Origin of the sequence: Myroides odoratus (genome assembly GCF_001549985.1) — a bacterium.
GTDB lineage: Bacteria > Bacteroidota > Bacteroidia > Flavobacteriales > Flavobacteriaceae > Flavobacterium > Flavobacterium odoratum_A.
On sequence record NZ_LROZ01000001.1, the window covers coordinates 455,085 to 481,116 of the forward strand.

Here is a 26,032-nt window from a genome sequence, read left to right on the forward strand (position 1 = left end):
TTAAAACATGGTTAAATTACACCTTACAACGACCACTGAAAATAAATTGAAGGGGATCCAATCCATTTCCATTTATTCAGGGACGAATTTGATCAAAGAGCTCGATTGCACCACTTCGTCTAGTATAGCTTTAGATGATCACACGCCAGATCTGTTTATTACCGATGGGCATACCTTACAGCACATTTCTCTCGCAGAAATCAAAGAAGCCAAACAACTAACCGTACAACTAACAGAAAATTTAGCGGTTCAACTACGTGTAAGCAATCCGATTAACCTATTGGATTACACCAATTGGATTTTAGCCTCACTTTCAGGTAGCATTGCCATCGGTTATTCTATTTTTACCAACTCTGATTGGAGAGAATTTTTATTTCTCTTAGGCAGTACGATTATTGTCCTATTTGTTTTCATGTTATTGTACAAACATCCTATTAAGACTAGAAATTACAACATTCGAATGTATGCTACTATTAGTGCGCTTGTGTTGATTTTCATCTTTATTCCCTTTGAGAATTGGTATTTAAAAACATTAGTAGGGTTATCAACCTTAACCGTTATTACGCGATTTATTAAGGCGTATCAACGATCATTGACTGTAGCTTACCCTCCATTTACGAAAGAATAAAAAAAATATGGAAGGGGATACCTTCCATATTTCTATTAGCACTTACAAAATTACATACATCTTTAAATCATACTTGAAGTAGTCTAATTTATTCGTTGTGTGTTTGCCAAAGGAACGTAAAAAACTTGCATACACTACCAAAACAAAATAAACTTATCAACAATGTTATCACCAATTCTCTTTTATTTAAGAAAAGATTAAGAGCTGTAATAATATTGATTAATTTTTTCAATCACTTCCTTTCTACTTTGCACGCTGATATAGTCCTCATCTATTGGAGCACTAAACATAAACATCGGATTTGCAGGAAATTCAGTCGATGTTCGGAACAGCAGGAAGTAACTTTTCCCTGAGCGTCCCGCTTGCATCCATTCTTCTAGTTTATAATAATCTGGAATAGAACGACGTTCTCTGACAACAATTAAAACATCTTTAATCGCTGACCAAGGTAAAAACTTTTCTTTGAACAAGCTTTTATAGCTTACTCCTTTCTCGTCAATAATCACTTTCATGCAACATACTTTGTACAGAAAAACAAAAAACAAGAAAAATAGTAGGATGGCCACAAATTTAACGATACCTGAAGCAACCAATAGGAAAAAAATTCCAATGGATAAAAAAGGACCTAAACACAGCAGCAAGAGTAGTATACGACTACTTGTATTATAATAGTTGAATTTCATATTGTTCTTTTAAAATTTTGAAGCAATTGCTTGAGCGGCTAAGAAACCCGTTGTCCAAGCATTTTGAAAATTAAATCCTCCTGTAATTGCATCAATATTGAGAATTTCACCTGCAAAGTATAAATCTGCTTTGACTTTACTTTCCATTGTTTTGAAATTAACATCGCGCAAATCAATTCCACCAGCTGTTACAAATTCTTCTTTAAATGTACTCTTCCCATTCACTTGAAATTCTCCCTCTTGCAATTGAAGCATAAGGGCTTGTAATTGTTTGTTATTGACATCCGCCCAAGTTTGGGTCGCTTCAATTTGTGCAGCTTGTACGAATCGTTCCCACAGACGCGTTGGAAAATCAAACAATCCTCGTTTCATCACCATTTTCTTGGCATGCTCGCGTTTAAAATCTTTCAATTGTTCCAACAAATCTTCTCGATCTACCGTTGGCAACCAATTGACTATAATGTGGAACTGGTACTTTTTTTCTGCTAGAATTCGAGCTCCCCAAGCAGATAAACGCAAAATACCTGGACCACTCATCCCCCAATGGGTAATTAATAACGGTCCTGTTGCTTCTAGCTTTGTTCCCTTTACTTTAATGGATGCTTCTGTTGAAACTCCCATCAGGTCTTGAATACGTTTATCTTTGATATTAAAAGTGAATAAAGAAGGTACCGGTTCAACTAAACGATGTCCAAGATCCCCCATCAGTTGTCCTATTTTTGGATTACTTCCTGTGGCAAATACCAACTGAGCACAAGTCATACTATCTTTGGTGGTATCGAGTTTCCATCCCTTCTCACTTTGGTAGACCCCTTGTACACTTACCCCTTGTATCACCTCAATCTTGTGTTTAGCCGTTGCTTGAGTAAAACAATCAATAATTGTCTGTGAAGAATCTGTAGTAGGAAACATACGTCCATCCTCTTCGATTTTCAATTCAACCCCATGTTTTTCAAACCACGCAATCGTATCTCCACAACAAAATTGGTGAAAAGGGCCTAGTAATTCCTTAGCTCCTCTAGGGTAAAACTGCACCAATTCACTAGGAACAAAACAAGCATGTGTCACATTGCAACGCCCACCTCCAGATATTTTCACCTTGGACAAGACTTCTTTTCCGCGTTCTACGATAGCAATGCGCAAACCAGGTTTGCGTTCTGCAATATTAATTGCCGTAAAAAAACCAGCTGCTCCCCCTCCTACCAATATAACATCATAATACATACCTTCTGTATTTAACCATTAAGTAAAGATCCTTTTTTTTATTTTACATGAAACATTTATCTTTACAGCCACAAAGATACTTACTTACAATCGCATCCTTATCATTGTAAAATTAAGATTATGAAAAAATTGCCCTTTTTATTCCTGCTTGTTTTATTTGCCATGTGTAAATCTGTTCCACCTGGAAGTAGTTCAAGTAGTAGCAACGCCAACAGTAGTAACGCTTCCAAAGATTTATCTATTGAAGAGCGTTTAGAAGAAATCAAAGAAGAAAACCGATTACCAGAAGCCAAAGACGTAATTGATTTACCTTCTTATGCCCAGGTAAGAGACGATTTCCGCTCAGTCACAGACAAGACAAAAGAGTCCTATTTACAAGGGATGCAAGCAACGGGAGATAAATACAGTGTGGTTATTTTGACTCAAGGATTCAAAGGAGAGAATATTGTTGTTAAAAACAGCAGTAAAACATTCTTCAAAGGAATGACCATGAGTGATTTGTCCAATGGAATTGCAAAATCCATTCGCGTAGACAACACCGATGACTTTACGATTGTTGACACCTACACCAATAGTGAAGTAGTGATTGAAAGCGATCATGCAAAGATGTTTAAGTTTATCTATGTGATGAAAAACAGCAGCAAAGACAATCCTTTCAAAGTAACGTTTAGCAATACGCTACGACCGGTACGTTAATGGAAACACGAGATACAATTTTACGACTCATAGAACAAACGGCTCTTATTTTAAGGGCCTTTTTCAATTCATTGCCTTTGGAAGAGGAGTCGCATGAACAACAAATGGAGAATTTTACGTCCAGCCTCAAAGGCCAAACAGCTGTAGATTTAGACCTACTCCTAACCTTAGAAACACCTCTTCAAGTACAGCATTTTTTCGCCTCACATCCTTCTTTTGACGCTACAAATCAGGAATTGCTCGCCGATCTGCTTGTAACCCTTACAGAACAAACATCGTCAATATCTACAAGTTTAATGTATAAAAAAACAGCTTTAATACTCTATTTAGTAATTAATCAAACCACACAAACACACGATTGGAATCGACAAGAAAAAATAAATAAATTAAGATTAAATTAATCAGTTCGTTTTCTTATTTCATTCTAACTATAGTAGGCTCACCCGCCACCATAATCACAACATCTTCAACCTCTCTAACCTCTTCAACCATCGTTATCTTGAGTAAAGTATCAAAATCCCTAACATTAATAATTTGAGTTGTTAGCCCCATAAATGTAGACTGGATATTTAACTCATTTTCTACAGAATCAGGTATAATAAGTTTAAATTCACCGTTCACATCTGTTTCTACACTTTCCTTTGTATCGAGAATACTTATCACACATCCAGGCAAAGGGAAATTTTCTTCATCTACAATATATCCTTTTAAAATTCTCTTCTTATACAATGTAGCTTCGTCCTTACTTTTATCTTGCTTTTTGTCAACACTAAAATGTTCAGTTCTATTACTTTCTTGTCCATGAATAGTCGTTACAGTAGTCAAAACCAATAAGTTTACAAAGGTTGCTACTAATCCATTGAATCGAAATCCTCTAGAAGTATGCAATCCATCATCTAAAGGAATATTTAAAAACTTTACGGGAATTCGCCCACATAGTTTACCTCCTTTTTTGATTTGTTCAATTAATTCTTGCTCAGTATAACTCGAGAAATCGTAAATTTCTTTTTCACAAACTGCACAATGCCTTCCTTTTTCTAAAGGCGTCATCTGATTCCAATCTTCGGAACAAGGTTTAGGGATGTCTATGATATATTTTGCCATATGGAATACGTTTATAATTAAAGTTTTTATTTTTTATGTTTTACTACCTGTACAATGTCTTTTTCTTTCCTGATATCATAAACACCAAGTTCAACCGTTTCTTCCCGAGATTGCATACACATTCCATCCTGTTGGAGGCGTTGCAAGGTTAGTACTACTTGATTTTTTCCAATAATAGTATAAACTCCAGCCGTAGAAGTAAAGCAATCATTGCCACAAGGAGCAGTATAATAGCACGAGAAGGTTTGGTCTTCTTTAAATTCAATAAAGTTTCCAAATCGTTCTATTTTCGTTGCTTCCGCAGTTAAATTGGCAGGCGTTAACACATACTCATCCATTGCCTCATAGGTAATGAGTTCATTCGTTTTCCATGTTCCGATCCAATCTTGAGCATAGGACAAACTACTCAAAAGAAACCCCATTAATACGGTATATATTTTCATTGCTCTAGATTTTAATCTGCTATTTTTTCCTTACTCCATGCCATGACTTGAATACCATCCGAATAATTGGGAGCAATTACATCATCCTCGGTCAAGTGAATACCAGCTAAAGCATAATCTACTTTCAGTTGATCAAAGGTTATTTCTTTCAACTGCCAAACTTCATGGTGAATTTGATAGCGGTACAAGTTATTATTGACGTATACATACAAACAATAGCGTTCCGTTAACCATACTTGCAAAGGCGTTTTCTGTTGTACTTTTTCTCCAATCGTATAGGTTGCCTCTAATTGAAACTTCTTCTTTGCATTTGAAGAGGTATACACTCCTTCTTTTCGTTTCATGCTCGCCTTTTCATAAGGTAATCCAGATAGTTGCTTGGAAACAAAAACAGAAATCGACTTTCCTCCTTCAATATTTAAAAAGTAAACCCCTGCTTTCCCTTCTTTTTTTACATAGGTGCGCACATTGAGTTCATCAAAATTGGAAATAAAACCAACAGCAGGTAAAAACCGAGGGCGAATTTTCTCCATCGTAAAAGGAACGACTGAAATATAGTATTTTCCATCAAATCCATCTAGTTCTAATGCGGCAGGAACTAAAGCTCGTAAAACATCAAAGGGAACTTCAAAGTGCAAGAAGAGCAATCGATTCCACTCTTGATAATAGCTCCACGATCCAGAGGGTAACACCCAAGGTCTATGCGCAGTATCTGCAATAATGTCTTTGATCTTCTTCATTTCTTCTTTTTATTTAAAGATACTGAAAACCATAATAACAAAAACGAACAAAAGAGGTTTAAAAGAAGAAATTAGAGTTAGAATAGTATGAGATTGATTGATCCGTCCTAAAAACAAAGAGGGTAATCTTTTAGAACACCCTCTTTTCTCAATAGCTTCTTCCTATATTGCTCATACCAAAAGCTATTACTATACAATTGAACACATTCGGAAACTAATAGAGTTATCAACGAATTAAAACATTATAAATATACTAAATTCCACTAAAACTACCTCCTTCTAAGAAAGCAACCCCGTATTTTTCAATAATACCTAGTAAAACAATCAGAAATCAATTAATCTGTTGACCGAATGAAACATCTCATTTGATATCCTTAGCAAAAGGACTGGATTACAAAAAGTTTCTCGTTTTTTGCACTAGACAATCTTGTACTAGACGCTAAAAAGCACAAAAAAAACTCGAAGTTTAACTTCGAGTTTTTTTATTTTATTATTTATATCGCAATCATTTTTGCATACGGGAGTACCGTAGTATATCCTTTTTCCTCAAAATAGCTTGTTGGATCATTCGCAGCAACAGCCATAACAAAATCTCCTCCCCAAGCACCTAAACTTTTAATTGCTCCGTCAAAATCAGCAAATAATTGGTGTTGAATAGGTGGAATACCTAAAATGGTACTGAGTATAGACTCATGTTCAGTCATCAACTGTTGAAATTCTTCTCTTGTCTTTGCAGTTACCAACTGCTGACTAATAGCTGTGATGCGTTGTATTTGCTCTGCAATCTCTCCTTTTTTCGTTCGATATGCAGCGATTGCCTCTTTACTACTTTGCTTTTGATTGAGGTAGACAAAGTAAATATGTTGGGCAAAAGCAGGTTGAAACTCCACTAAATCAACTGTAGGCTGAACAGGAGAAGTTCGTTGATACAACAGCGCACTTTTAAATTGTGCGCAAGCAATATCATATCCACTTCCTCCAAAAGATTCCTCCAACAATTGATAAGGGTTACAGTTAAACCATTGCGCCACATTATTGATCCACGTTGACGAAGTTCCTAGCCCCCACAAACGTGGAAACGTCAGTTTACTTTCTACTCGAAATCCTCCTTGTTTGGTGAGTACCTGTGGATTTTGTCGATGTGCTGCACGCAAGACATCCCGTAACGTTTGAAGATAAGAGGATCCTTGTATTGCAGTTTCACTTATGATTTCTTCAATTGGCACTTGTTCTTGCATCCAAACCTGTCCATCGAAATCATAGCTAGTCCAATACAATATAGGTTCTTCGATTGCTGTTACGCATAACGATTGCCCCATTGCTGTAGGCAATGCAAAAGCAACTGCTCCATCTAAAACCACATACTCGCCAGATACCAATAATTTCCCGTGACTATAAAACTCCATTGAAATTACTTTCTCAGCGTTTCTAATAATTCTACCACGGCACTATGTGAAACTACATTTTTCTCAAAATGCGTCACTACTTTAACGCGTTCTTCATCTGTAGCTTTGAATTGATTGAGGATATTCATCAAGTGCATTTTCATGTGTCCTTGTTGAATTCCCGTTGTTGTTAGGGATTTCACCGCTGCAAAATTCTGTGCTAATCCAGCTACTGCTATGATTTGCATCAATTGTGTTGCTGAAGGCTTTTGCAACATTTGCAAGGCAATCTTCACCATTGGATGCAAAGAAGTTAGTCCACCAACTGTTCCCACAGCTAATGGTAAATCAATCCAAAATCTAAAAATTCCCTCTTCAATAGAAGCATGGGATAAACTGCTATATTGTCCATTTCTAGAAGCATAAGCATGTACGCCTGCTTCAATCGCTCTAAAGTCATTTCCAGTTGCTAATACCACCGCATCTACGCCATTCATCACTCCTTTATTGTGTGTAACCGCTCGGAACGGTTCAATTTCTGCAATGCGCACCGCTTGAACAAATTTCTCTGCAAAAAGCACAGGGTCTTGAATCTCACTTGATTTTAATGCTTTAACAGGACACGATACTTCAGCGCGTACCACACAATTCGGTACGTAGTTGGACAAAATACTCATCACTACATCAATTGCTTTTTCTTCATCAGTGAATGCCTCATACTGCAAAGCCTCTCGTTTCAATGTAGTTGCCATTTGTTCCAAACACGAATTGATAAAATTCGCTCCCATGCTATCTTTCGTTTCAAAGGTAACGTGTAATTGATAGTAGTTTGGAATAGCTGCCGTTTTATCACGCAAGGTAACAGAGAGAATTCCTCCTCCTCGTTTTTGCATATTTTGCGTAATTGAAAATGTATCTGTGAAGAAAACATCTTGTATGGCTTGAATAAATTGTTCTAATTTTTGCTTTTCTCCTTTATAGATAAAATGCACTTGACCAATTTTTTCTGTGTTTAAAATTGAAGCTTTAAACCCTCCTCGATCTGCCCAAAACTTAGCAGCTTTGGATGCTGCCGCTACCACAGAACTCTCTTCAATTACCATGGGAATGGTATACCAAGTATCATTAATCAAGAAGTTAGGAGCTACACCAAGGGGTAAGTAAAAATTCGTAATTGTATTTTCAATAAATTCATCGTGCAATTTTTGTAATTCTTCATCTGAATTCCAATATTGCTTGATTAAATCTACGACCGCTTCTTGGTTGTTTAAATATGTTTTTGCTATCCAATTGATTTTCTCTTCTTTGTTTAGTTTAGAAAACCCATTTATACTCCCTATCATGATGTATTACTTTTTAAAGACAAAGATACATTATTCTAATGGCTTTTTGGCTTTTGTGTATTGGTTTTCGGTATTTGGTATTTGGCTCTTAGCGCTTGGGTGTAAAAGAAAATTATTGGGTAATAAAAATAAAATGCCCCCTGTTGCAACAAAAAAGCAACCAACAAATCGAAACGAAGTGTAGATTCATCGAATACCAAATCAAAAGATAAACTAGAGGAGATAAAAGGCAACTAACGGAAAAGCAACCAGTGGAAATCCCAAATTATCTATGATGCAAGGATACTCTAAACATGAGGGAGTAAAAAATGTAAATAGCGAAAATTAGATACGATTTGTTCAAGGTATTATGATTTTCACTACCAATATCGCGTCAATAATTTTAAGTTTTTATTGTTTAATCTCAATTAAAATTGGCATAAATCATATTTTTTCAGTAAAATTGGAAGTTTTTTCGACTAATTAGATAATGAAATACATTAAAATCACCTCTCTGATTTGTGTGATTGCCACGCAAATTGGTCTTGCACAAAAGAAGATCGAGCTATCAGAAATTTGGGATGGCACCTTTAAAACGGAGGCCATGCAAGCGGTTAATACGCTAAATACTACGAATCAATACGCGCGTATTGAGCGCATCGCTAAGCAACACCAAGTCATTAACTTATACAACTTTGCAACGTTAGAAAAAGCGAAAACTGTATTTAGTAATGAGCACTTTCCTGAGATTAAAACGATTGAAAGTTATGTTTTTGATGCAAAAGAGGAACAAATTCTAATTGGAACGAATACAACACCTATTTACCGTCGTTCGTTTTTAGCGGATTACTACTTATTTAATCCCAAAACGAATCAAACGACTAAAATAGCCAATCATCCCATCATGGAGCCTTTATTCTCACCGGATGGAACTAAGATTGCCTATGCTTACCAAAACAATTTATATGTTTATACCATTGCGACACAACAAACGACGCAATTAACTCAAGATGGAGCGAAAAATCAGATCATCAATGGTATTTCGGATTGGGTATACGAGGAAGAGTTTAGCGTAGTACGCATGTTTGATTGGAACAAAGCAAGTAATCAACTGGCTTATGTAAAATTTGATGAAACAGAAGTGCCTGAATATTCCATGGATGTCTATGGTAGTGGATTATACCCAACACAAGACACCTTCAAATATCCTAAAGCAGGAGAAAAAAATGCCGCAGTATCCTTATACATCTATGATGTACCTAAGGCAACGAATAAACGTGTAGATCTATCTGAATTTTCTGATTTTTACATTCCTAGAATTAAGTGGACCAATGATGCTAAACACCTGAGTGTACAAGTAATCAATAGGCATCAAAACGATTTAAACGTATTTTTTGTCGACGGCTCTACTTTAACGAAAAAGCTAATTCTCAACGAAAAGGACAACGCTTATGTTGATGTACATACGCTTTCTTTTTTAGACAATAACGACTTTATTTGGTTAAGTGAACGAGATGGCCACAACCATTTATACCACTACAACAAAGACGGAAAATTATTAAATCAGATCACCAAAGGCAACTGGGAAGTAACAGATTACTATGGTATTGATTTAAAAAACAAGAAATTATTCTTCCAATCGGTTGAAAGAGGATCCATTTACCGAGACATCTATTCCATTGACTTAAACGGAAAAAACAAAAAGCTATTATCCAATCAATTAGGAACGAACACTGCTATTTTCAGTCCTGATTTTGATTTATTTATCAACACGTATTCTTCTACTACAACAGCCCCACTTTACACCTTACAACAAAGTAAAACGGGGAAAGTAGTGAAAGAAATTTTAAATAATACCGCTTTAGAGCAGAAATTACAGGCGTACCTATTGCCACAAAAAGAATTTACTCAAATTCCAACTGTTGATGGGGTACTGCTAAACGCTTGGATCATGAAGCCAGCTGATTTCGATGCATCGAAGACCTACCCAGTATTCATGTATCAATACAGCGGTCCTGGATCACAACAAGTAGCGGATAAATGGTTGGATTCCAACGATTATTGGCATGCAATGCTGACACAAAAAGGCTATATTGTAGTAACCGTTGACGGTAGAGGAACTGGCTTTAGAGGAGCTTCGTTTAAGAAAACAACACAGTATGAATTAGGAAAATACGAAGTTGAGGATCAAATTGAAGCTGCTAAATATCTAGCAAAACAAAATTATGTAGATGCAAATCGAATTGGAATCTGGGGATGGAGTTATGGTGGTTTTATGTCAACGAACTGTTTGTTAAAGGGCAACGACGTTTTCAAAATGGCTATTGCTGTAGCACCAGTAATCAACTGGAGATTTTACGATTCAATCTATACAGAGCGTTACATGAAAACGCCACAAGAAAATCCTTCTGGTTATGATGACAACTCGCCGTATTTCTTTGCCAACCAATTAAAAGGCCGTTATTTATTGGTACACGGAAGTGCAGATGACAATGTACACGTTCAAAATGCCATGGCCATGATTGAAACATTAGTACAACACAACAAAGATTTCGATTGGTTAATTTATCCAGATAAAAACCACGGTATCTACGGCGGAAACACACGCTTACAACTGTATACTAAGATGACTAATTTCGTCTTAAACAACCTATAACACTATTAACGATCAACTATACAACTATAGTTTAAACTTTAAAACAAACTATATTAAACTTAACGTAAATGGCAGCAGAAACAGCTACTAAATCGGACCTTTTTAAGTCTAATGTCTTAGGGCATCCAGCAGGTCTTTTCGTTCTTTTCTTTACAGAAATGTGGGAACGTTTCTCTTTCTACGGAATGAGAGTCTTATTGATTCAATTCTTAACCGCTCAAGTGCTTTTTGGCAGTGAGTTTTCAGGTTGGGGTTGGTCAGCAGAGCAAGCCGGAGCCTTATACGGTACTTACGCTATGCTTCTTTATTTAACTCCAATTTTAGGAGGAGTTATCGCCGATAAATACATTGGTTCTCGTTGGGCTGTAATCGTTGGTGCGATTATTATGACGCTTGGTCACGCTTCTATGGCAGCAGAGGGAATCTCTAAAATTTGGTTCTTCGTCGGATTAGCTTGTTTGGTTATTGGAACGGGTTTCTTTAAACCGAATATGCCTTCGATGCTAGGAGAAATGTATAAAGCCCTTCCTGAAAAGAAAGATGGAGCGTATACTATTTTCTATATGGGAGTAAACTCAGGAGCTTTCTTCGGAATGATGCTTTGTGGTTACTTAGCTGAAACAAAAGGATGGCATTATGGATTCGGATTAGCAGGTATTTTCATGCTATTGGGAACCATTCAATTCTGGTTAGCTAAACCTCTATTTGGAGATTTAGGTGAATTGAAAAAAGTTGATGCTACGAAAGAAAAAACAGCCGAAGAAATTAAAGAAGAAGAGGAAACAAAAAATCCTTACACTATCATTGATTACATCTTAATCGGTTTAGTATCTGTAATTGGTTTATTGTATGCTTTCAACGATCCGCTCTCTAAAAATGGTGTATTTGATCTATTTAAAAGCTTAGATACTCCTTTCTTACGTGGACAAAACATCATGGCTATCTTGGCCTTAATTGGTTTCTTATACTTAGTGATATCTCGTATTCTACGTTATGGAAAAGTAATTAGAGATCGTATGTTTGCCGTTATTTTATTGGCCTTCTTCTTGATGTTTTTCTTCATGAGTTTCGAACAAGGTGCTACTTCATTAGTATTAGTTGCTAGAGACTATGTAGATCGAACTTTGGAAGGTACAGCTTTGACGATATTCAACGTGGTTAATACGTGTTTAACTATTATTCCACTGATGATTATATCATGGGTATTGATTTTATTAGCTAAAGCAACTTGGAAAAAAATTGCATTATCTAACGTCATCTTATTCATTTGTTTCGCTGGTATTTGGGCGATGGCTATTTATATGTTAAACGCTGAATTTTCAAAAGAAGTATCGGAAATCACCGTTTCTTGGTTCTCTATTTTGAACTCGTTCTTTATCATTGCTTTAGCATCATCTGTATCCAAACTATGGGATTCTAAATACAACCCACCTGCTGCATTCAAATACGGTATTGGTTTGTTATTAGTGGCTGTTGGATTCTTAATTTTAGGATTAGGATCTATGGGATTAGGTGATGGTGTAAAAATGTCGATGATATTTTTAGTTTTAACTTACTTATTCCATACTTTAGGGGAATTATTTATTTCACCAGTTGGATTATCGTATGTATCCAAATTAGTACCAGGAAAAATGCTAGCATTCATGTTCGGTATGTGGTACTTAGCCTTGGCAATTGCGCAGAAATTTGCAGCGATCCTAGGAGGTCAAATTGAGAATATTAAAGAAGAATATTCATTGAGTCACTTCTTCTTCTTGTTTACTTTAATCCCAGCTGCTGCAGCAATCTTGGTGATGGTAGTAAACCCATTATTGAAAAAACTAATGCACGGTGTTCGCTAACCCACCGTGCATTGCACAATAAATAAAAACTATAAAAATGAGTCAAACACAGACATTAGAAGAGATTCAAAATTTCTCTGGTAAATACCCGAAGCAAATTTGGAGCTTATTCTTCTCAGAAATGTGGGAACGTTTTTCGTTCTATGGAATGAGAGGAATGTTGGTTTTCTTTATGATTGACCAACTTAAATTTGAAGAAGCACAAGCTAACTTACAATACGGTGCTACGCAGGCATTCGTATACGCCTTTACCTTCTTAGGGGGTATTTTTGCAGATAAAATTTTAGGTTTCCGAAAATCGCTGTTTTGGGGTGGAGCCATGATGATTCTAGGAAGTTTAATCCTAGCCATTGACCCTCATGCTTACTTTTTTATCGGAATTGCATTTACCGTAATTGGTACTGGTTTCTTTAAACCGAATATCTCTACCATGGTAGGTAAATTGTACAAAAAAGGAGATGATCGTACCGATGCTGGTTTCTCTTTATTTTATGCAGGGATCAACTTAGGGGCTCTTATCGGGGGATATTTATGTATCGCTATTGGTAAAGGACACTTATTTGAAGATTCTATTGCAGTAGAAAATCGTTGGAGCGTTGCGTTTGGATTGGCTGCTTTCGTGATGTTAGTGAGTTTAATCAACTTCATCTTCACGAAGAGACACTTAGGGCCTATTGGACTTCAACCGATGCAAACCAATGCAAATGGAGAGCAAGTGAGAATGCCCTTATGGAAAGAAGTGGGTACTTATATCTTGACTTTTGCTATGGTACCAGTAATCGTATTCATGATTGATAATACAGATTACACGGCTTACTTTATGTACACCGTTGGTCCATTAGCTTTAGCCTACTTGTTTTATGAAATGACGAAATTGACTGCGGCAGAACGCAAAAAGATTATTGCTGCTTTAGTGTTTATTTTCTTCTCTATTTTATTCTTCGGAATCTATGAACAAGCAGGAGGATCGTTAAGCATCTTCGCTGCGAAAAACTTAAATGCTGAATTATTAGGGATGCACTTAGATCCAAATGGAGTGAATAACTCAGGAGGTGCTTTCTTCATTATCTTCATCGCACCTTTATTAGGATTGTTGTGGATTTGGATGGCGAAAAAGAAAATTGAGCCAAACACTGTAATGAAATTCGGTTTAGGATTTATTCTTTTAGGGGCTGGTTATTATGCTTTATTTGGAACAAGATTCTTCGCTGATGCAGCAGGTATGACTTCATTAGACTTCTTTACTTTTGCTTTATTGATAATCACCCTAGGAGAGCTTTGTTTATCACCGATTGGATTGTCTATTATGACCAAACTTTCTACGGCAAATCTTCAAGGAATGATGATGGGAATGTGGTTCTTAGCAAGTGCTTATGGACAATATGTAGCAGGTATCATTGGGGCAGCAATGTCTAAAGGACATACAGAAGCTGTAACAGGAAATCACCCAAATTACGATGCTTTGCTTTCGTATACGGACGGATATAAAGACCTAGGTCTATATGCTGTAATTGCTGGGGTAATCTTAATTGCACTTTCACCACTCATGAAAAAATTAATGCAAGAAGTGAAATAATCTTATATCCCTTCTTCTATCATAGAAAAACAAAAAGCGGCTCAAGAGCCGCTTTTTGTTTTTTATCCGCTTTTTTTAACACCGAATCCATTGCTATATAGAATATAGGGATTAAATTACGCTCCTTAATTTTAACAATCTTTTATACGCATGTCACAAAATAATAAAACCTTTGGACAGACTTTAAAATCGTTCAATAAAAACTTCTGGATTGCCAGCTTCATGGAACTTATGGAACGTTGGGCATGGTATGGAATTTATACCCTTTTAGGGCTTTACTTAGTCGGATCAACGGACACAGGTGGTCTTGGTTTTGACCACGTTCAAAAAGGAAGTATCATGGGAGGTGTTGTAGGTATCTTATACTTCTTACCTTTGTTTTTTGGTGTTATTGCTGACCGTATCGGTTATAAAATTTCATTGATTATTTCCTTTGTTATCATGATTGCTGGTTATTACCTTTTAGGGGAAGTAACTGCCTTTTCCAATGTCTATGCAGCATTTTTATTAGTTGCAGTAGGAGCAGCTTTCTTTAAACCTGTAGCATCCGCCATTATTGCAAGTAATACCGATGAATCAACGGGTACTTTAGGTTTCGGTATCTTTTATATGATGGTAAACATCGGTGGGTTTATTGGACCAGCGATGTCATCGGGATTACGCACTACCTATGGTTGGAACATCATCTTCATCCAAGCGGCTGTGGTAATCGCTATTAACTTAATTGTCGTATTGTTTTTCTATAAAGAATCAAAAGTAGAAAAACCGAAAGACTCTATCGTAAAAGCCATTAAAGATTCTGTACTAGGTATCTTTGAAGCTTTAAAAGACGTCCGTTTAGGTATTCTCTTGTTATTAATGATTGGGTTTTGGACCATGTTTAATCAATTATTCAATACACTACCAAACTTTATCGAAGACTGGGTTAACTCTGCGGTATTAAGTGAATGGATTAATGAAAACATACCTTTCTTAGGGACGTTACTAACTCAAGATGGTCAGGTAAAACCAGAATGGTTTACCAATATTGATTCCTTTATGATTATTATCTGCCAGGTCACTATTTCTTATTTCGTAACTAAAATGCGTCATATCAATGCCGTAATCCGCGGAGCTATTATTGCAAGTATTGGAGTTGGATTAACCTTCTATACCAACAATCCGCTTTTCACTATTTTAGGTACCATGATCTTCTCTATTGGGGAGATGATGTCAAGCCCAACCGTATCTTCGTTTATTTCATTAATCACGCCTAAAGGAAAAGATGGCTTGTACCAAGGGACTTACTTCTTACCTGTAGCAGCGAGTTACTTTGTGACCGATTACATCTCAGGAAACTTATACCAATCGTGGTCTGATAAATTATCCCTATTAAAAACAGAGATGGCAACACGCAACGTTCCAATGCCTGAAGTAGTCAGCCACGAACAATTTATAGAACAAGGAGCCAAAACGCTAAACATGTCGATCAATGCTTTTGAAAAGCAATTTAATCTTAAAGCTGAAGCTGTAGATTGGCCTACTGTAATACAATCCTTTAAAGACTTTGCGATATCTAAGAGTATCGACATTAGCCAAGTACACTTCCCTTTCTCTAAAAATGAATACTTTGCCTTAGCAGAACAAAAGCTAGGTATGTCACATTGGGAAATGGTCGATATGCTGTGGGCGACCTACAATCCAAACAAAATCTGGTATGTGATTGTTGCTATTGGTGTATTTTCAGTTATTACCTTAATGATCTATGACAAATTGGTGATTAAACCCATCGAAAACAAGAAATAATTGATTGTTTTTATATTAAAATTATGGAGAACAAAAAAAATAGCGTTTTAAACTAAATAAAAATAGCTATCTTTCTCAACCAATTTAAAAAACAATTATTTATGCAGACAAGCTCGAGTACGCAGCCGAACTTTTTTGACACCAAAGTCCTTGGACATCCGGCTGGTTTATTTGTGTTATTCTTCACAGAAATGTGGGAACGATTCTCTTTCTATGGAATGAGGGTTTTATTGATTCAATTCTTAACCATGTCCGTGATAGGGATCAACACCGGTTGGGGTTGGAGCGTTGAAGATGCGGGAGCTTTGTTTGCTACCTATGCCATGTTATTATACATTACTCCTATTTTTGGAGGTATACTAGCGGATAAATACATTGGTTATCGCTGGGCGGTAGTTATTGGTTCTTTGATTATGACCTTAGGACATGCTGCTATGGCGCTAGAAGGAGAAACCTTCATGTATATTGGATTGGCGTGTTTGGTTATTGGAACAGGATTCTTTAAACCGAATATGACCTCAATTTTATCTGAAATGTACAAATCCTTTCCTGAGAAAAAAGACGGTGCTTATACCATCTTCTATATGGGAGTAAATGCAGGAGCTTTCTTTGGGATGATGCTTTGTGGTTATTTAGGAGAACGCGTTGGATGGCATTGGGGATTCGGATTAGCTGGAATCTTCATGTTGTTAGGAACTTTACAATTCTGGTTGGCCAAACCTATTTTCGGAAATATCGGAGAGATACCTTCCAAAGAAGCAAGAAGCGATAAAGAAGAAGTTGTGGATACAACGAATATGACACCTGAAGAAAAGGATTCACTTAAACGCAATCCTTTTACAACGATTGATTATATCTTAATTGCTATTACAACCGTTATCGGTTTAATGTATGCCTTTGATGATGTGTTCCGAATTGTAGGTGGTATTAATCTATTCCCTAAAACAATTCTTGGACAAGATGGTTCTACCGTTGGAATTGCATTCGGATTAATTGTGTTCTTACTCTTGGTGATTTGGCGTATTGCACGCTATGCAAAAATAGTACGTCACCGTATGATTGCTGTAATTATCTTCGCTTTCTTTACTATCTTTTTCTGGATGAGTTTTGAACAGGGAGCAACTTCTTTGGTGATTTTCGCTCGAGATAATACACAACGTGTACTTTCTGGTGATACCGCTTTGTTGTTCAAGATATTCAATACACTATTGACGATTATTCCTTTGGCTTTAATTTCATGGGTATTGATCATCTTAGCAAAGCGAACGTATAAAAAAGCATTGATTTCTAATATCATCTTAGGACTTACCTTCTTAGGTGTTTGGGGTGCTGTAATTTGGATGTTAGACCGAGACTGGTCTTCTCATGCGTACCAAGTACACTTCCAAACTGTAGAGACAGCAGTGCTCAATGAGGATGGTACAGTAAAATATGACGAGAACAAAAACCAAACCTATCATTATCAACCCATCTCTACTGCTTTCCAAGCAAAAGAAGGGGATAAAATTGTAGAAAAAAACACAATTATCTCCAATAGAGGGGAATATGAAATTGGTTCTACCATTAAGATTTACGAAGAATTAGGTACGTATCATATCCTAACAGAAGAAATAGAAACTAAACTAGTAGCTGAATATGGAGCGAAAGATAAAACTCCACATATTGTTCAGGCAGAGGTTAAAGAAATTAGAGATAATCAAGTAGAGATTACTGCTTCGTGGTTCTCTATCTTAAACTCCTTCTTTATTATTGCTTTTGCTTCGTTGGTTTCTAAACTATGGGATTCAAAATACAATCCACCTGCATCAATTAAGTATGGTCTAGGATTGATCATTATGGCACTAGGATTTGGTGTGTTAGCTTATGGAGCACATGGAATTACAGAAGGAAATAGAGTTTCAATGATGTGGCTTGTTTTTGCCTATTTATTTCATACCTTAGGAGAATTATTCTCTTCACCAGTAGGGCTTTCTTATGTTTCTAAGCTTGTTCCTGCGAGAATGATTGCCTTTATGTTTGGTATGTGGTATTTAGCTATTGCAATTGGAAATAACTTAGCAGCTAAATTAGGGGGACAAATTGAAAATATTACAGAAAAATACTCTTTATCTGGATTTTTCTTAATCTTTACCATTGTTCCGATTGTTGCAGGTATTTTAGTAATTGCACTAAATCCAGTTATGAAACGTCTAATGCATGGTGTTAAATAAAAACAAACCTAATTACAATGAAAAAAATCGTATTCTTATTTGCCTTGATTTTGGTTGGATTCACAACACAAGCACAGGAAATCAAGTGGATGTCATTAAATGACGCTTTAGCTGCACAAAAGAAAGATCCAAAACCTATTTTTATGGATGTTTATACCGATTGGTGTGGTCCTTGTAAAATGTTAGACAGTAACACTTTCAGTGATGCAAAATTTGCAGAGTATGTAACGAAAAATTACTATGCTGTAAAATTCAATGCTGAAGGAAATGAAACAGTTACCTATAATGGTAAAAAATACAGTAACCCAAACTATGACGCGAATAGAAAAGGAAGAAATGCAACGCATGAATTAACTTTATTCTTACGTGTACCGGGTTACCCAACGATGGTTATCTTGGATAAAAAAGGAAACTTAGAACAATCGATTGTGGGTTATCATACACCTGCTCAATTGTTGAGCAAAATATAAGCTCAACGAAATAGAGAAGACCAATATCCCTTTTCACGCATATCGTGAAAAGGGATATTTCGTTTTAGGCAACTCTGAATCACCTTATCTCTATAACCTGTACTCATAGCACGGCCGATAATAACCATTTGAGGCTGATGTAAGGCCAAAACGCGATCGATGTTCACTTGGATAGCCTCGCTCAAATAAATCAGCTCAAAACGCAATTGCAACTGGTAATAAGGCATCGCTTGGGAAAGTACCAGCAACTTGCGATTCGCATCTACTTGAAACAGATTTTTACGGGGGTTCTTGATTACGTCCTTGGGTACATAATGTTTGCTATATCCCTCCACAACGCCTTTTGTATGTTCTTCCTCTCCAAATACCAGCAATTGCTGTTGTGCATATTGAAGAAATAAGGGCTCTCTCCCCTGCACAGCTGCAATAATAAATTCATCTTGATTTACCTTGTGATTGGCGAGGAGAAAACAGCTAATTTGAATAACCAAGGTTGCTAGTACAAGGTATGTGATTTGTTTAATGCGAGGTTTATACAACACCATACCTACTCCTATCCCTATAATACACATAGCTATCATCGTTTCCTTGGTAATATAGAACGAGAGCAATGTCCCATTCATCTCATCCAACCCACGAAGGACAGCCAAAATAAACTGGATCGCTTGCTCCAACATCCAGCCTACCCCATCCGCAAGGGATGTTGAAATCCATCCGATACACAAAAAGCAAAACCCTCCGACCAGCACGACTGTAGTTAAGGGCATGATTACTAGATTACTGCCTAAAAAAGTCCAAGAAAAAGAATTAAAATAATACAATTGAAGAGGTAACACACCAAGTTGAGCAATCAACGAAACATAGCCTATACCTAAAAAATAATTGACACTATTCGATCCCGTATATCCCTTTTTGAATAAAGGCATCAACCATACAATACCGAGAACAGCTAAATAACTGAACTGAAATCCCAAATCAAAAAGCCAATAGGGTTCAAACAATATACTGAGAAAAAAAGCCAAACCAATACATTCCTTGGTTGGTTGTTTTCTCTTCAAGAATTGCCCTAAAATCAAGAGGGTAAACATAAAAACGGTACGGAAAACAGAAGGAGAAAAACCAGCTAGAAAAACAAAAATCCACAAAAGCACCAAGAGTATACAATTGCGATAACTGGTTCGCAAAAAAGAGATGATTTTAGATACGAATACGGTAATCACACCAATATGCAAGCCCGAAATAGCCAAGATATGCATCAAACCCAAGCGCTGAAAGACAGTAACAGTCTGCTCATCCATTTGATTCCGATTTCCCAATAACAAACTACTGAGCAAGGCTTTGCTTTGGCTGGATAATTGCACATTGTTGTCTATTTGTTGTTGCAACACTGCTTTACCTTGCATCAACCAGCTATACATGCTCTCAGACGATCCTTGATAAACGGAAGTATTGACCATTAGTTTTTTTTCTATATGCTTCCTTTTAATATAAGCTTTATAATCAAACTGCCCCAGATTTTCTGTGGTTGGAAACGATTGAAAAGAACCAATAGCAGTAAATTTATCCCCTATTTGAGTCAAACTATCCGCAGACAGGAGTAAAGCCAGTCCTTGTGTTTGCTTCCCTTCTACTCTTTCAATTGCGACAACATAACGCACTGTTTGTCCTTTTGCCTTTTGTTTTTCGACAATGCGATACTGCACAGGATACAATTGTTGATCGGTTATATGTGAAATGTAACTAGCGTGATTGTCCTTCCAATCCGCATAATGCACAACCAGAAAACCTAAAATAAAACACAATAAATAAAAGACAATCCCTGTTGCATAAAACACAACAGGATGAAAAAGCCAATTTTTCTTACTATAAGCACCAACAGCCAGTAATCCAAGTAGCACAACAAAAAGAAGGCTCATGGCCATCAGATTACACACATCTTTAGCCAGAATACCAAGGGCTACTGCAGTAGCATAAAACAAAAAAGAGAATTTTAATGGACTCATATCCTGAGTACATCAAAATTCTCTCCATTTTAAATTAAATCCTTTGATTTAAATATCTTGATCCAATAAAACTCGGTTTATTTGAACAAATCTTCTTTTATAATAATCTTCTTTCGTTGAAGAAACAATTACTCCTTTTGTTGTAGAAGAATGAATAAACTTAATTTCGTCATCAATCACCTCTGTGATAATTCCCACGTGGCTAATTCGACTTCCTCTTCCTGTGCGGAAGAAAATCAAATCCCCCTTTTGTGCATCGTTTTTAGAGATTTTATCTCCTACTTGCGCCATTGCACTTGAATTTCTAGGTAGATTAATTGACGTATCATTAAATGCATTCATCACCAATCCTGAGCAATCCAATCCACTGCGTGTTGTTCCACCAAAGCGATAACGAACACCTTCAAAGTCAAAAGCAGCGTTTAATACAAGATCCGATACCTCTTCACTTACACTTTTGGACGTACTCATTTCTTCTAAAAGAGCATCTAATTCATTGCGAATCGCGTCATCCATCTTTTTGCTTTCTTTTAAAACAAGCGTTTCTTTCTTTTTACCTGGGTTCTCGACTTCTGCTTGTGCAGCCTGTGTATGACTTGAGCAAAGCAGGCTCAAACCGAATAAAATTGTGGAAAGTATTGTTTTATTTTTCATAGCAAAAAGGGGGTTTTACATAGTCAATCCTAAATTAGAATTTTTAATTATTTCATTCGCGGCTAAATCACTAGCCCCTCGACCGCCTAAATTATGAATTAATTCTTCATAATCCAACAAAATTTTGTCTCTTTTTTCACTTTTGACAATTTTTTCGAATTCTACAGCGATTCTTTTAGCATTACAATCGTGTTGAATAAGCTCTACAACCACCTCATTATCCATAATTAAATTAACCAATGAAATATATTTCAAAGTGATGATTCGCTTAGCAATTTCATACGAAATTGTATTTCCTTTATACAAGACTACCTGAGGTACTTTAAACAAGGCTGTTTCTAACGTAGCCGTTCCTGAGGTAACTAAAGCAGCATAAGCAACATCCAATAATGCATACGTATCATTGGTAATAAAAGAGATATTTTGTCCCTTTAAAAATTGTTCATAAAATGCGGGTTCCTGTCCTGGAGCACCTGCAATGACAAACTGATATTCCGGATGATTTTGCACTACAGATAGCATTTCGCCCAGAAGTCGTTTAATTTCTTGTTTTCTACTTCCTGGTAAAAGGGCTATAATTGGGCGTTCATCTAACTGGTACTTTTTGCGGAAGTCCACTTTTTCTCGACTGCGAAACTCTTCAATTTCATCAATTAAAGGATGTCCAACAAAAGTTACAGGATAGTGATGCTTTTTTTCATAAAAGTCTTTCTCAAAAGGCAAAATCACGTACATATAATCTACGTCGCGTTTAATTGCTTTGATTCTACTTTCTTTCCACGCCCAAATTTGTGGAGAGATATAATAATGTGTAGGTATTTTGTGCTCTTTTGCCCATTGCGCAATACGCATATTAAACCCAGGATAATCAATAAAGATTAAAACATCAGGTGCAAACGCAGCAATGTCTTTTTTACAAAAGGAGATATTTTTAAGAATTGTACGCAGGTTTTGTACGACTTCCACGAACCCCATAAAGGCCAAGTCTTTATAATGCTTGACTAGTGTTCCTCCCACTTTCTGCATTAAATCACCACCCCAAAAACGCATTTCTGCTTGAGGGTCTTTGGCATAAATCGCTTTCATCAAATTAGCACCGTGCAAATCGCCAGATGCTTCTCCTGCAATAATGTAATATTTCATCTACAACAACTGAGTAATTAGCGTTATAATAATTACTGCAAAGATGCAGCCTCTTGCATAATAGTCTTTTCGTCGATTGATGAAAAAGGTAAAAATCCCCAAATTCAACAAACTTCCAATTGCGACAATTCTACCTAATAATCCCGCTTTTCTAATGAGATCAAAATTGATAAATAAATCAAAATTGGTAAACAACCTCAAATAAAGTTCAGCGCCCAATACGGTCAAACCCGAGCCAATTAAAAAGCCCAGAAGAATATCTTTAATTCTATTTCCCATTTATACTAATTCCCAATTATTAATTCTGTTAATGGCGTGATGTGCAGTTAAATCAAAATGAACTGGAACAATCGAAATAAATCCATTTCTCAATGCCCATTCATCCGTATCTTCTCCTTTGTCTTGATTGACAAATTCTCCTTTTAACCAATAGTATTCTTTTCCATTTGGACTCAATCGTTTATCAAAATCCTCAATCCAAACAGCTTTTGCTTGTCTACATACTTTAATCCCTTTGATTTCATCTGTTTGTAATCTTGGGAAGTTGACATTCAATACCACTTCTTTCGGAATTCCTTTTTCTAGTGCTTGTGTTGTAATCTTTTTGACAAACGTACGCACTTGTTCAAAATCGGCATTCCAGCTAAAATCCAAAAGAGAAAAACCAATGGCTGGAATTCCGCTCATTCCCGCTTCTAATGCAGCACTCATTGTTCCAGAGTAAATCACATTAATGGATGAGTTTGATCCATGATTAATTCCCGAAACACATAAATCTGGTTTGCGATCTAGAATTTGGCCCAACGCAATTTTTACACAGTCAACGGGAGTACCTGAACAAGCATATTCATGCTCTAATTCCGCATCAATCTGAACCTTTTCTAACGTCAAGGTATTATTAATTGTAACCGCGTGTCCCATTCCAGATTGCGCACTGTCAGGAGCCACCACAACTACTTCTCCTATTTCTTTCATCACATCAATCAAAGCACGGATTCCTGGCGCCGTGATACCATCGTCATTAGTAACAAGTATTAATGGTTTTTGCATCATCTCAAATTTTTAATTACTTTCGTAAAAGTAACAATTATTATGTAAAACATTCCGTTATTTCAGACTTTCTAAACATTAAAACACGTCGATTCGAAGTTGTATGTTGTGATTTAACAAATAATTATCTGCTTACTTAATAATTACTTTGCTTTTTTAACTACTTTAGTTCAAAACTATTTAATGAATACTATTTGGGCATTTATGAAAAGAAATTATAAGGTTATCATTCTTCTACTCGCAGTTTCTGCAGCATTATGGAGTTTTATACCTAAAAAGGAAACTGAGGATCCAGAAAAAGACCAACTTTTATTAGAGTTAGTCACTTATCTAATGGAACGTACCCATTATGATCCACCCAAGTTAGATGACAAGTTTTCACAACAAGTGTACAAAGAATACATCAAGGCACTTGACCCGATGAAACGCTATTTTCTTCAATCTGATTTAGATGAATTCAATAAATACGAACTTTTAATTGATGATATGATTCAATTGAAAGAGCTTTCATTTTTTGATTTAACCTATGAGCGCATTACAGCTAGGATGAATGAGGCTAAAGCCATCTATACCGATGTGTTAGCAGAACCTTTTGACTATAAGCAAGAGGAGTCGTTTGATGCAGATTACGACAATATCGAATTTGCTAAAACGCCAGCAGAATTAAAAGATCGTTGGAGAAAACAGTTGAAATTAAATGCCTTATCTACACTTACTGATAACATTAAAATCCAAGAAGGAAAAGATGTTGTAGAAGAGGAAGAGGAAGAAGTAGATGAATATGGCAATACTGTTGAAAAAGCAAAACCTGCGAAAAAGAAAAAAGACGATCAACCAAAAGAGATTAAATCTTTCGAACAATTAGAAAAAGAGGCACGTGAAAGCACTAAAAAATCGTTAGATGAATACTTTGACGCCTTAAATGATTTAGAGCGCAAAGATTGGTTCTCTGTTTACTTGAATTCTATTGTGGAGCGTTTTGACCCACACTCGTTTTACTTTGCTCCAGAGAACAAAGAAAAATTTGATGCTAGCATGAGTGGTAGTATCGAAGGAATTGGCGCTGTCTTAAGAAAGAAAACAGAAGGTGTTGAAATTAATGAATTAGTACCTGGAGGTCCAGCTTGGAGAGGAAAAGAAATTGAAGTTGGAGATATCATTCTTAAAGTAGCCCAAAGTAAAGAGGAAGAACCTATTGATGTTGTAGGTGTACGTTTGGATAATGTGGTAAAATTAATCAAAGGGAAAAAGGGAACGACGGTATACTTGACAATCAAGAAAATTGAGGGAACCATCAAAACGGTTGCCATCACTCGTGAGGTTATTGAGTTTGAGGAAACGTTTGCTAAATCGAGTATTATTGAAGATGGAGATAATCGCTATGGAATCATTCAATTGCCGAAATTCTACATCAACTTTGAAAATAAAGATAACCGCAATGCATTTACTGATGTTCAAAAAGAAATTATTGAGCTGAAAAAACAAAATGTAGATGGTATTATCATGGACTTGCGAAACAACGGTGGAGGATCACTTCAAACGGTTGTAGATATGTTGGGCTTATTCTCTAAAGAAGGTCCAGTAGTTCAGGTAAAATCATCCAGAGGAAAACAACAAATCTTAGACGACAAAGGAACTCCAATTGTTTGGGATGGTCCATTAGTTGTACTTGTAAATAATTTCTCGGCTTCTGCTTCTGAAATTTTTGCTGCAGCGATTCAGGATTACAAACGTGGGTTAATCATTGGTAGTAAACATACCTACGGAAAAGGAACGGTTCAAAACCTCGTTGATTTAAATGAGTTATTGAAAAAACAACCTTACGGTGATTTGGGTGCCTTAAAAATTACCCTACAGAAATTCTACCGTATCAATGGAGGTTCTACACAGCGAGAAGGAGTACTAAGTGATATTGTTTTACCAGATCGTTATTCGTATATCGATATGGGAGAACGCGATATGGACAATGCAATGCCTTGGGATAAAATTGACCGCGCAAACTATACGCCATACAACAATGACTTTACTTCTGTAATCAACAAAAGTAAATCTAGAATTGCAGGTCATGAGCAATTCAAATTAATTGATGAAAATGCGAAGTGGATTAATGAGCGAAAAGATGAAAAATCTTTCACCTTGAATCTGAAGAGTTATGAGAAAAAACAAAAAGAAGTAGACGAAAAAGTGAAGAAATTCAAGTCGATTTCAAAATACAACAACCATTTAAAATTCTCTTCTTTGCCGAGTGAAATTGAACGTGTAAAAACGGATACGCTCTTAGAACAAAAAAGAGATAGATGGCATGAGTCTTTAGGTAGTGATGTTTATGTTGAAGAAGGAGTAAAAATCTTAAAAGACATTCAACAACTAACGAAAGCGCCAAGAAATACGAAAACGTTTTCAGATAAAAAAATATAAG

General features: G+C 36.3%; 22 protein-coding genes. 10 read left to right on the top strand and 12 right to left on the bottom strand.

From position 1 onward, the window contains the following. The first annotated feature begins 7 nt into the window (after nucleotides 1–7). Complete coding sequence (locus tag AWV75_RS02040) at nucleotides 8–628, top strand: hypothetical protein (RefSeq protein ID WP_060872775.1); 621 nt, start codon at nucleotides 8–10, stop codon at nucleotides 626–628. Between the two features lie 197 nt (nucleotides 629–825). On the opposite strand, the gene AWV75_RS02045 is transcribed toward AWV75_RS02040, so the two are convergent. Together AWV75_RS02045 and AWV75_RS02050 are read right to left on the bottom strand one after the other, a co-directional pair. Next, the gene (locus AWV75_RS02045; protein ID WP_060872776.1) at nucleotides 826–1,311 is read right to left on the bottom strand and encodes a PH domain-containing protein; all 486 of its coding nucleotides are present in this window, start codon (nucleotides 1,309–1,311) and stop codon (nucleotides 826–828) included. 9 nt (nucleotides 1,312–1,320) lie between these two features. Further along, complete coding sequence (locus AWV75_RS02050; RefSeq protein ID WP_060872777.1) at nucleotides 1,321–2,535, bottom strand: NAD(P)/FAD-dependent oxidoreductase; 1,215 nt, start codon at nucleotides 2,533–2,535, stop codon at nucleotides 1,321–1,323. A gap of 120 nt (nucleotides 2,536–2,655) precedes the next feature. Here AWV75_RS02050 and AWV75_RS02055 point away from each other — a divergent pair, with 120 nt between their 5' ends. Beyond that, nucleotides 2,656–3,231 (top strand): hypothetical protein, encoded by a 576-nt coding sequence (locus tag AWV75_RS02055; protein ID WP_060872778.1) that lies wholly within the window; start codon nucleotides 2,656–2,658, stop codon nucleotides 3,229–3,231. After that, nucleotides 3,231–3,632: a hypothetical protein gene (locus tag AWV75_RS02060; RefSeq protein WP_060872779.1), complete on the top strand. Its 402-nt coding sequence runs from the start codon at nucleotides 3,231–3,233 to the stop codon at nucleotides 3,630–3,632. The genes AWV75_RS02055 and AWV75_RS02060 overlap by 1 nt, the downstream gene beginning before the upstream one ends. 13 nt (nucleotides 3,633–3,645) lie before the next feature. Here AWV75_RS02060 and AWV75_RS02065 read toward each other — a convergent pair whose 3' ends face one another. The 5 genes from AWV75_RS02065 to AWV75_RS02085 form a co-directional block, all read right to left on the bottom strand. Beyond that, entirely contained in the window at nucleotides 3,646–4,335 is a 690-nt protein-coding gene (locus AWV75_RS02065; RefSeq protein WP_060872780.1) for a carboxypeptidase-like regulatory domain-containing protein, read from the bottom strand. Between the two features lie 26 nt (nucleotides 4,336–4,361). Then, nucleotides 4,362–4,778, bottom strand: coding sequence for a hypothetical protein (locus AWV75_RS02070; protein WP_060872781.1), 417 nt, complete (start codon nucleotides 4,776–4,778; stop codon nucleotides 4,362–4,364). A gap of 11 nt (nucleotides 4,779–4,789) precedes the next feature. After that, nucleotides 4,790–5,518: a YqjF family protein gene (locus AWV75_RS02075; RefSeq protein WP_060872782.1), complete on the bottom strand. Its 729-nt coding sequence runs from the start codon at nucleotides 5,516–5,518 to the stop codon at nucleotides 4,790–4,792. Between the two features lie 494 nt (nucleotides 5,519–6,012). Continuing rightward, nucleotides 6,013–6,924 (bottom strand): GYDIA family GHMP kinase, encoded by a 912-nt coding sequence (locus AWV75_RS02080; RefSeq protein WP_060872783.1) that lies wholly within the window; start codon nucleotides 6,922–6,924, stop codon nucleotides 6,013–6,015. A 5-nt stretch (nucleotides 6,925–6,929) separates the two neighbouring features. Next, nucleotides 6,930–8,246, bottom strand: coding sequence for a hydroxymethylglutaryl-CoA reductase, degradative (locus AWV75_RS02085; RefSeq protein ID WP_060872784.1), 1,317 nt, complete (start codon nucleotides 8,244–8,246; stop codon nucleotides 6,930–6,932). Nucleotides 8,247–8,715: 469 nt separating this feature from the next. Between AWV75_RS02085 and AWV75_RS02095 the strand changes: the two genes are divergently transcribed. The 6 genes from AWV75_RS02095 (at nucleotide 8,716) to AWV75_RS02120 (ending at nucleotide 18,763) form a co-directional block, all read left to right on the top strand. After that, the gene (locus tag AWV75_RS02095) at nucleotides 8,716–10,881 is read left to right on the top strand and encodes a S9 family peptidase (RefSeq protein ID WP_060872786.1); all 2,166 of its coding nucleotides are present in this window, start codon (nucleotides 8,716–8,718) and stop codon (nucleotides 10,879–10,881) included. A gap of 68 nt (nucleotides 10,882–10,949) precedes the next feature. Continuing rightward, a complete protein-coding gene (locus AWV75_RS02100; RefSeq protein WP_060872787.1) occupies nucleotides 10,950–12,722 on the top strand; it encodes a peptide MFS transporter in 1,773 nt (590 codons plus the stop codon). A 37-nt stretch (nucleotides 12,723–12,759) separates the two neighbouring features. After that, complete coding sequence (locus AWV75_RS02105; protein WP_060872788.1) at nucleotides 12,760–14,298, top strand: peptide MFS transporter; 1,539 nt, start codon at nucleotides 12,760–12,762, stop codon at nucleotides 14,296–14,298. A 150-nt stretch (nucleotides 14,299–14,448) separates the two neighbouring features. Further along, a complete protein-coding gene (locus tag AWV75_RS02110) occupies nucleotides 14,449–16,083 on the top strand; it encodes an MFS transporter (protein WP_060872789.1) in 1,635 nt (544 codons plus the stop codon). 101 nt (nucleotides 16,084–16,184) lie between these two features. Then, nucleotides 16,185–18,293 carry a peptide MFS transporter gene (locus AWV75_RS02115; protein ID WP_060872790.1) on the top strand — a complete coding sequence of 703 codons (2,109 nt, stop codon included), beginning with the start codon at nucleotides 16,185–16,187 and terminating at the stop codon, nucleotides 18,291–18,293. A gap of 17 nt (nucleotides 18,294–18,310) precedes the next feature. Beyond that, complete coding sequence (locus AWV75_RS02120; RefSeq protein ID WP_060872791.1) at nucleotides 18,311–18,763, top strand: thioredoxin family protein; 453 nt, start codon at nucleotides 18,311–18,313, stop codon at nucleotides 18,761–18,763. Nucleotides 18,764–18,765: 2 nt separating this feature from the next. Here the strand turns inward: AWV75_RS02120 and AWV75_RS02125 are convergent, their stop codons facing one another. The 5 genes from AWV75_RS02125 to surE are packed head-to-tail and all read right to left on the bottom strand — an operon-like array spanning nucleotide 18,766 to nucleotide 23,613. Then, nucleotides 18,766–20,766, bottom strand: a complete 2,001-nt coding sequence (locus AWV75_RS02125) for a ComEC/Rec2 family competence protein (protein ID WP_060872792.1) — start codon at nucleotides 20,764–20,766, stop codon at nucleotides 18,766–18,768. Nucleotides 20,767–20,814: 48 nt separating this feature from the next. Next, nucleotides 20,815–21,420, bottom strand: a complete 606-nt coding sequence (locus AWV75_RS02130; RefSeq protein WP_060872793.1) for a C40 family peptidase — start codon at nucleotides 21,418–21,420, stop codon at nucleotides 20,815–20,817. Nucleotides 21,421–21,435: 15 nt separating this feature from the next. Next, nucleotides 21,436–22,563 carry a lipid-A-disaccharide synthase gene (lpxB, locus tag AWV75_RS02135; protein ID WP_060872794.1) on the bottom strand — a complete coding sequence of 376 codons (1,128 nt, stop codon included), beginning with the start codon at nucleotides 22,561–22,563 and terminating at the stop codon, nucleotides 21,436–21,438. Then, on the bottom strand, nucleotides 22,564–22,842 hold the full coding sequence (locus AWV75_RS02140; RefSeq protein ID WP_060872795.1) for a hypothetical protein: 279 nt from the start codon (nucleotides 22,840–22,842) through the stop codon (nucleotides 22,564–22,566). Then, the gene (gene surE, locus AWV75_RS02145) at nucleotides 22,843–23,613 is read right to left on the bottom strand and encodes a 5'/3'-nucleotidase SurE (protein WP_181816752.1); all 771 of its coding nucleotides are present in this window, start codon (nucleotides 23,611–23,613) and stop codon (nucleotides 22,843–22,845) included. Between the two features lie 183 nt (nucleotides 23,614–23,796). Here surE and AWV75_RS02150 point away from each other — a divergent pair, with 183 nt between their 5' ends. Beyond that, the gene (locus AWV75_RS02150; RefSeq protein WP_060872797.1) at nucleotides 23,797–26,031 is read left to right on the top strand and encodes a carboxy terminal-processing peptidase; all 2,235 of its coding nucleotides are present in this window, start codon (nucleotides 23,797–23,799) and stop codon (nucleotides 26,029–26,031) included. Nucleotide 26,032: the final 1 nt, after the last annotated feature.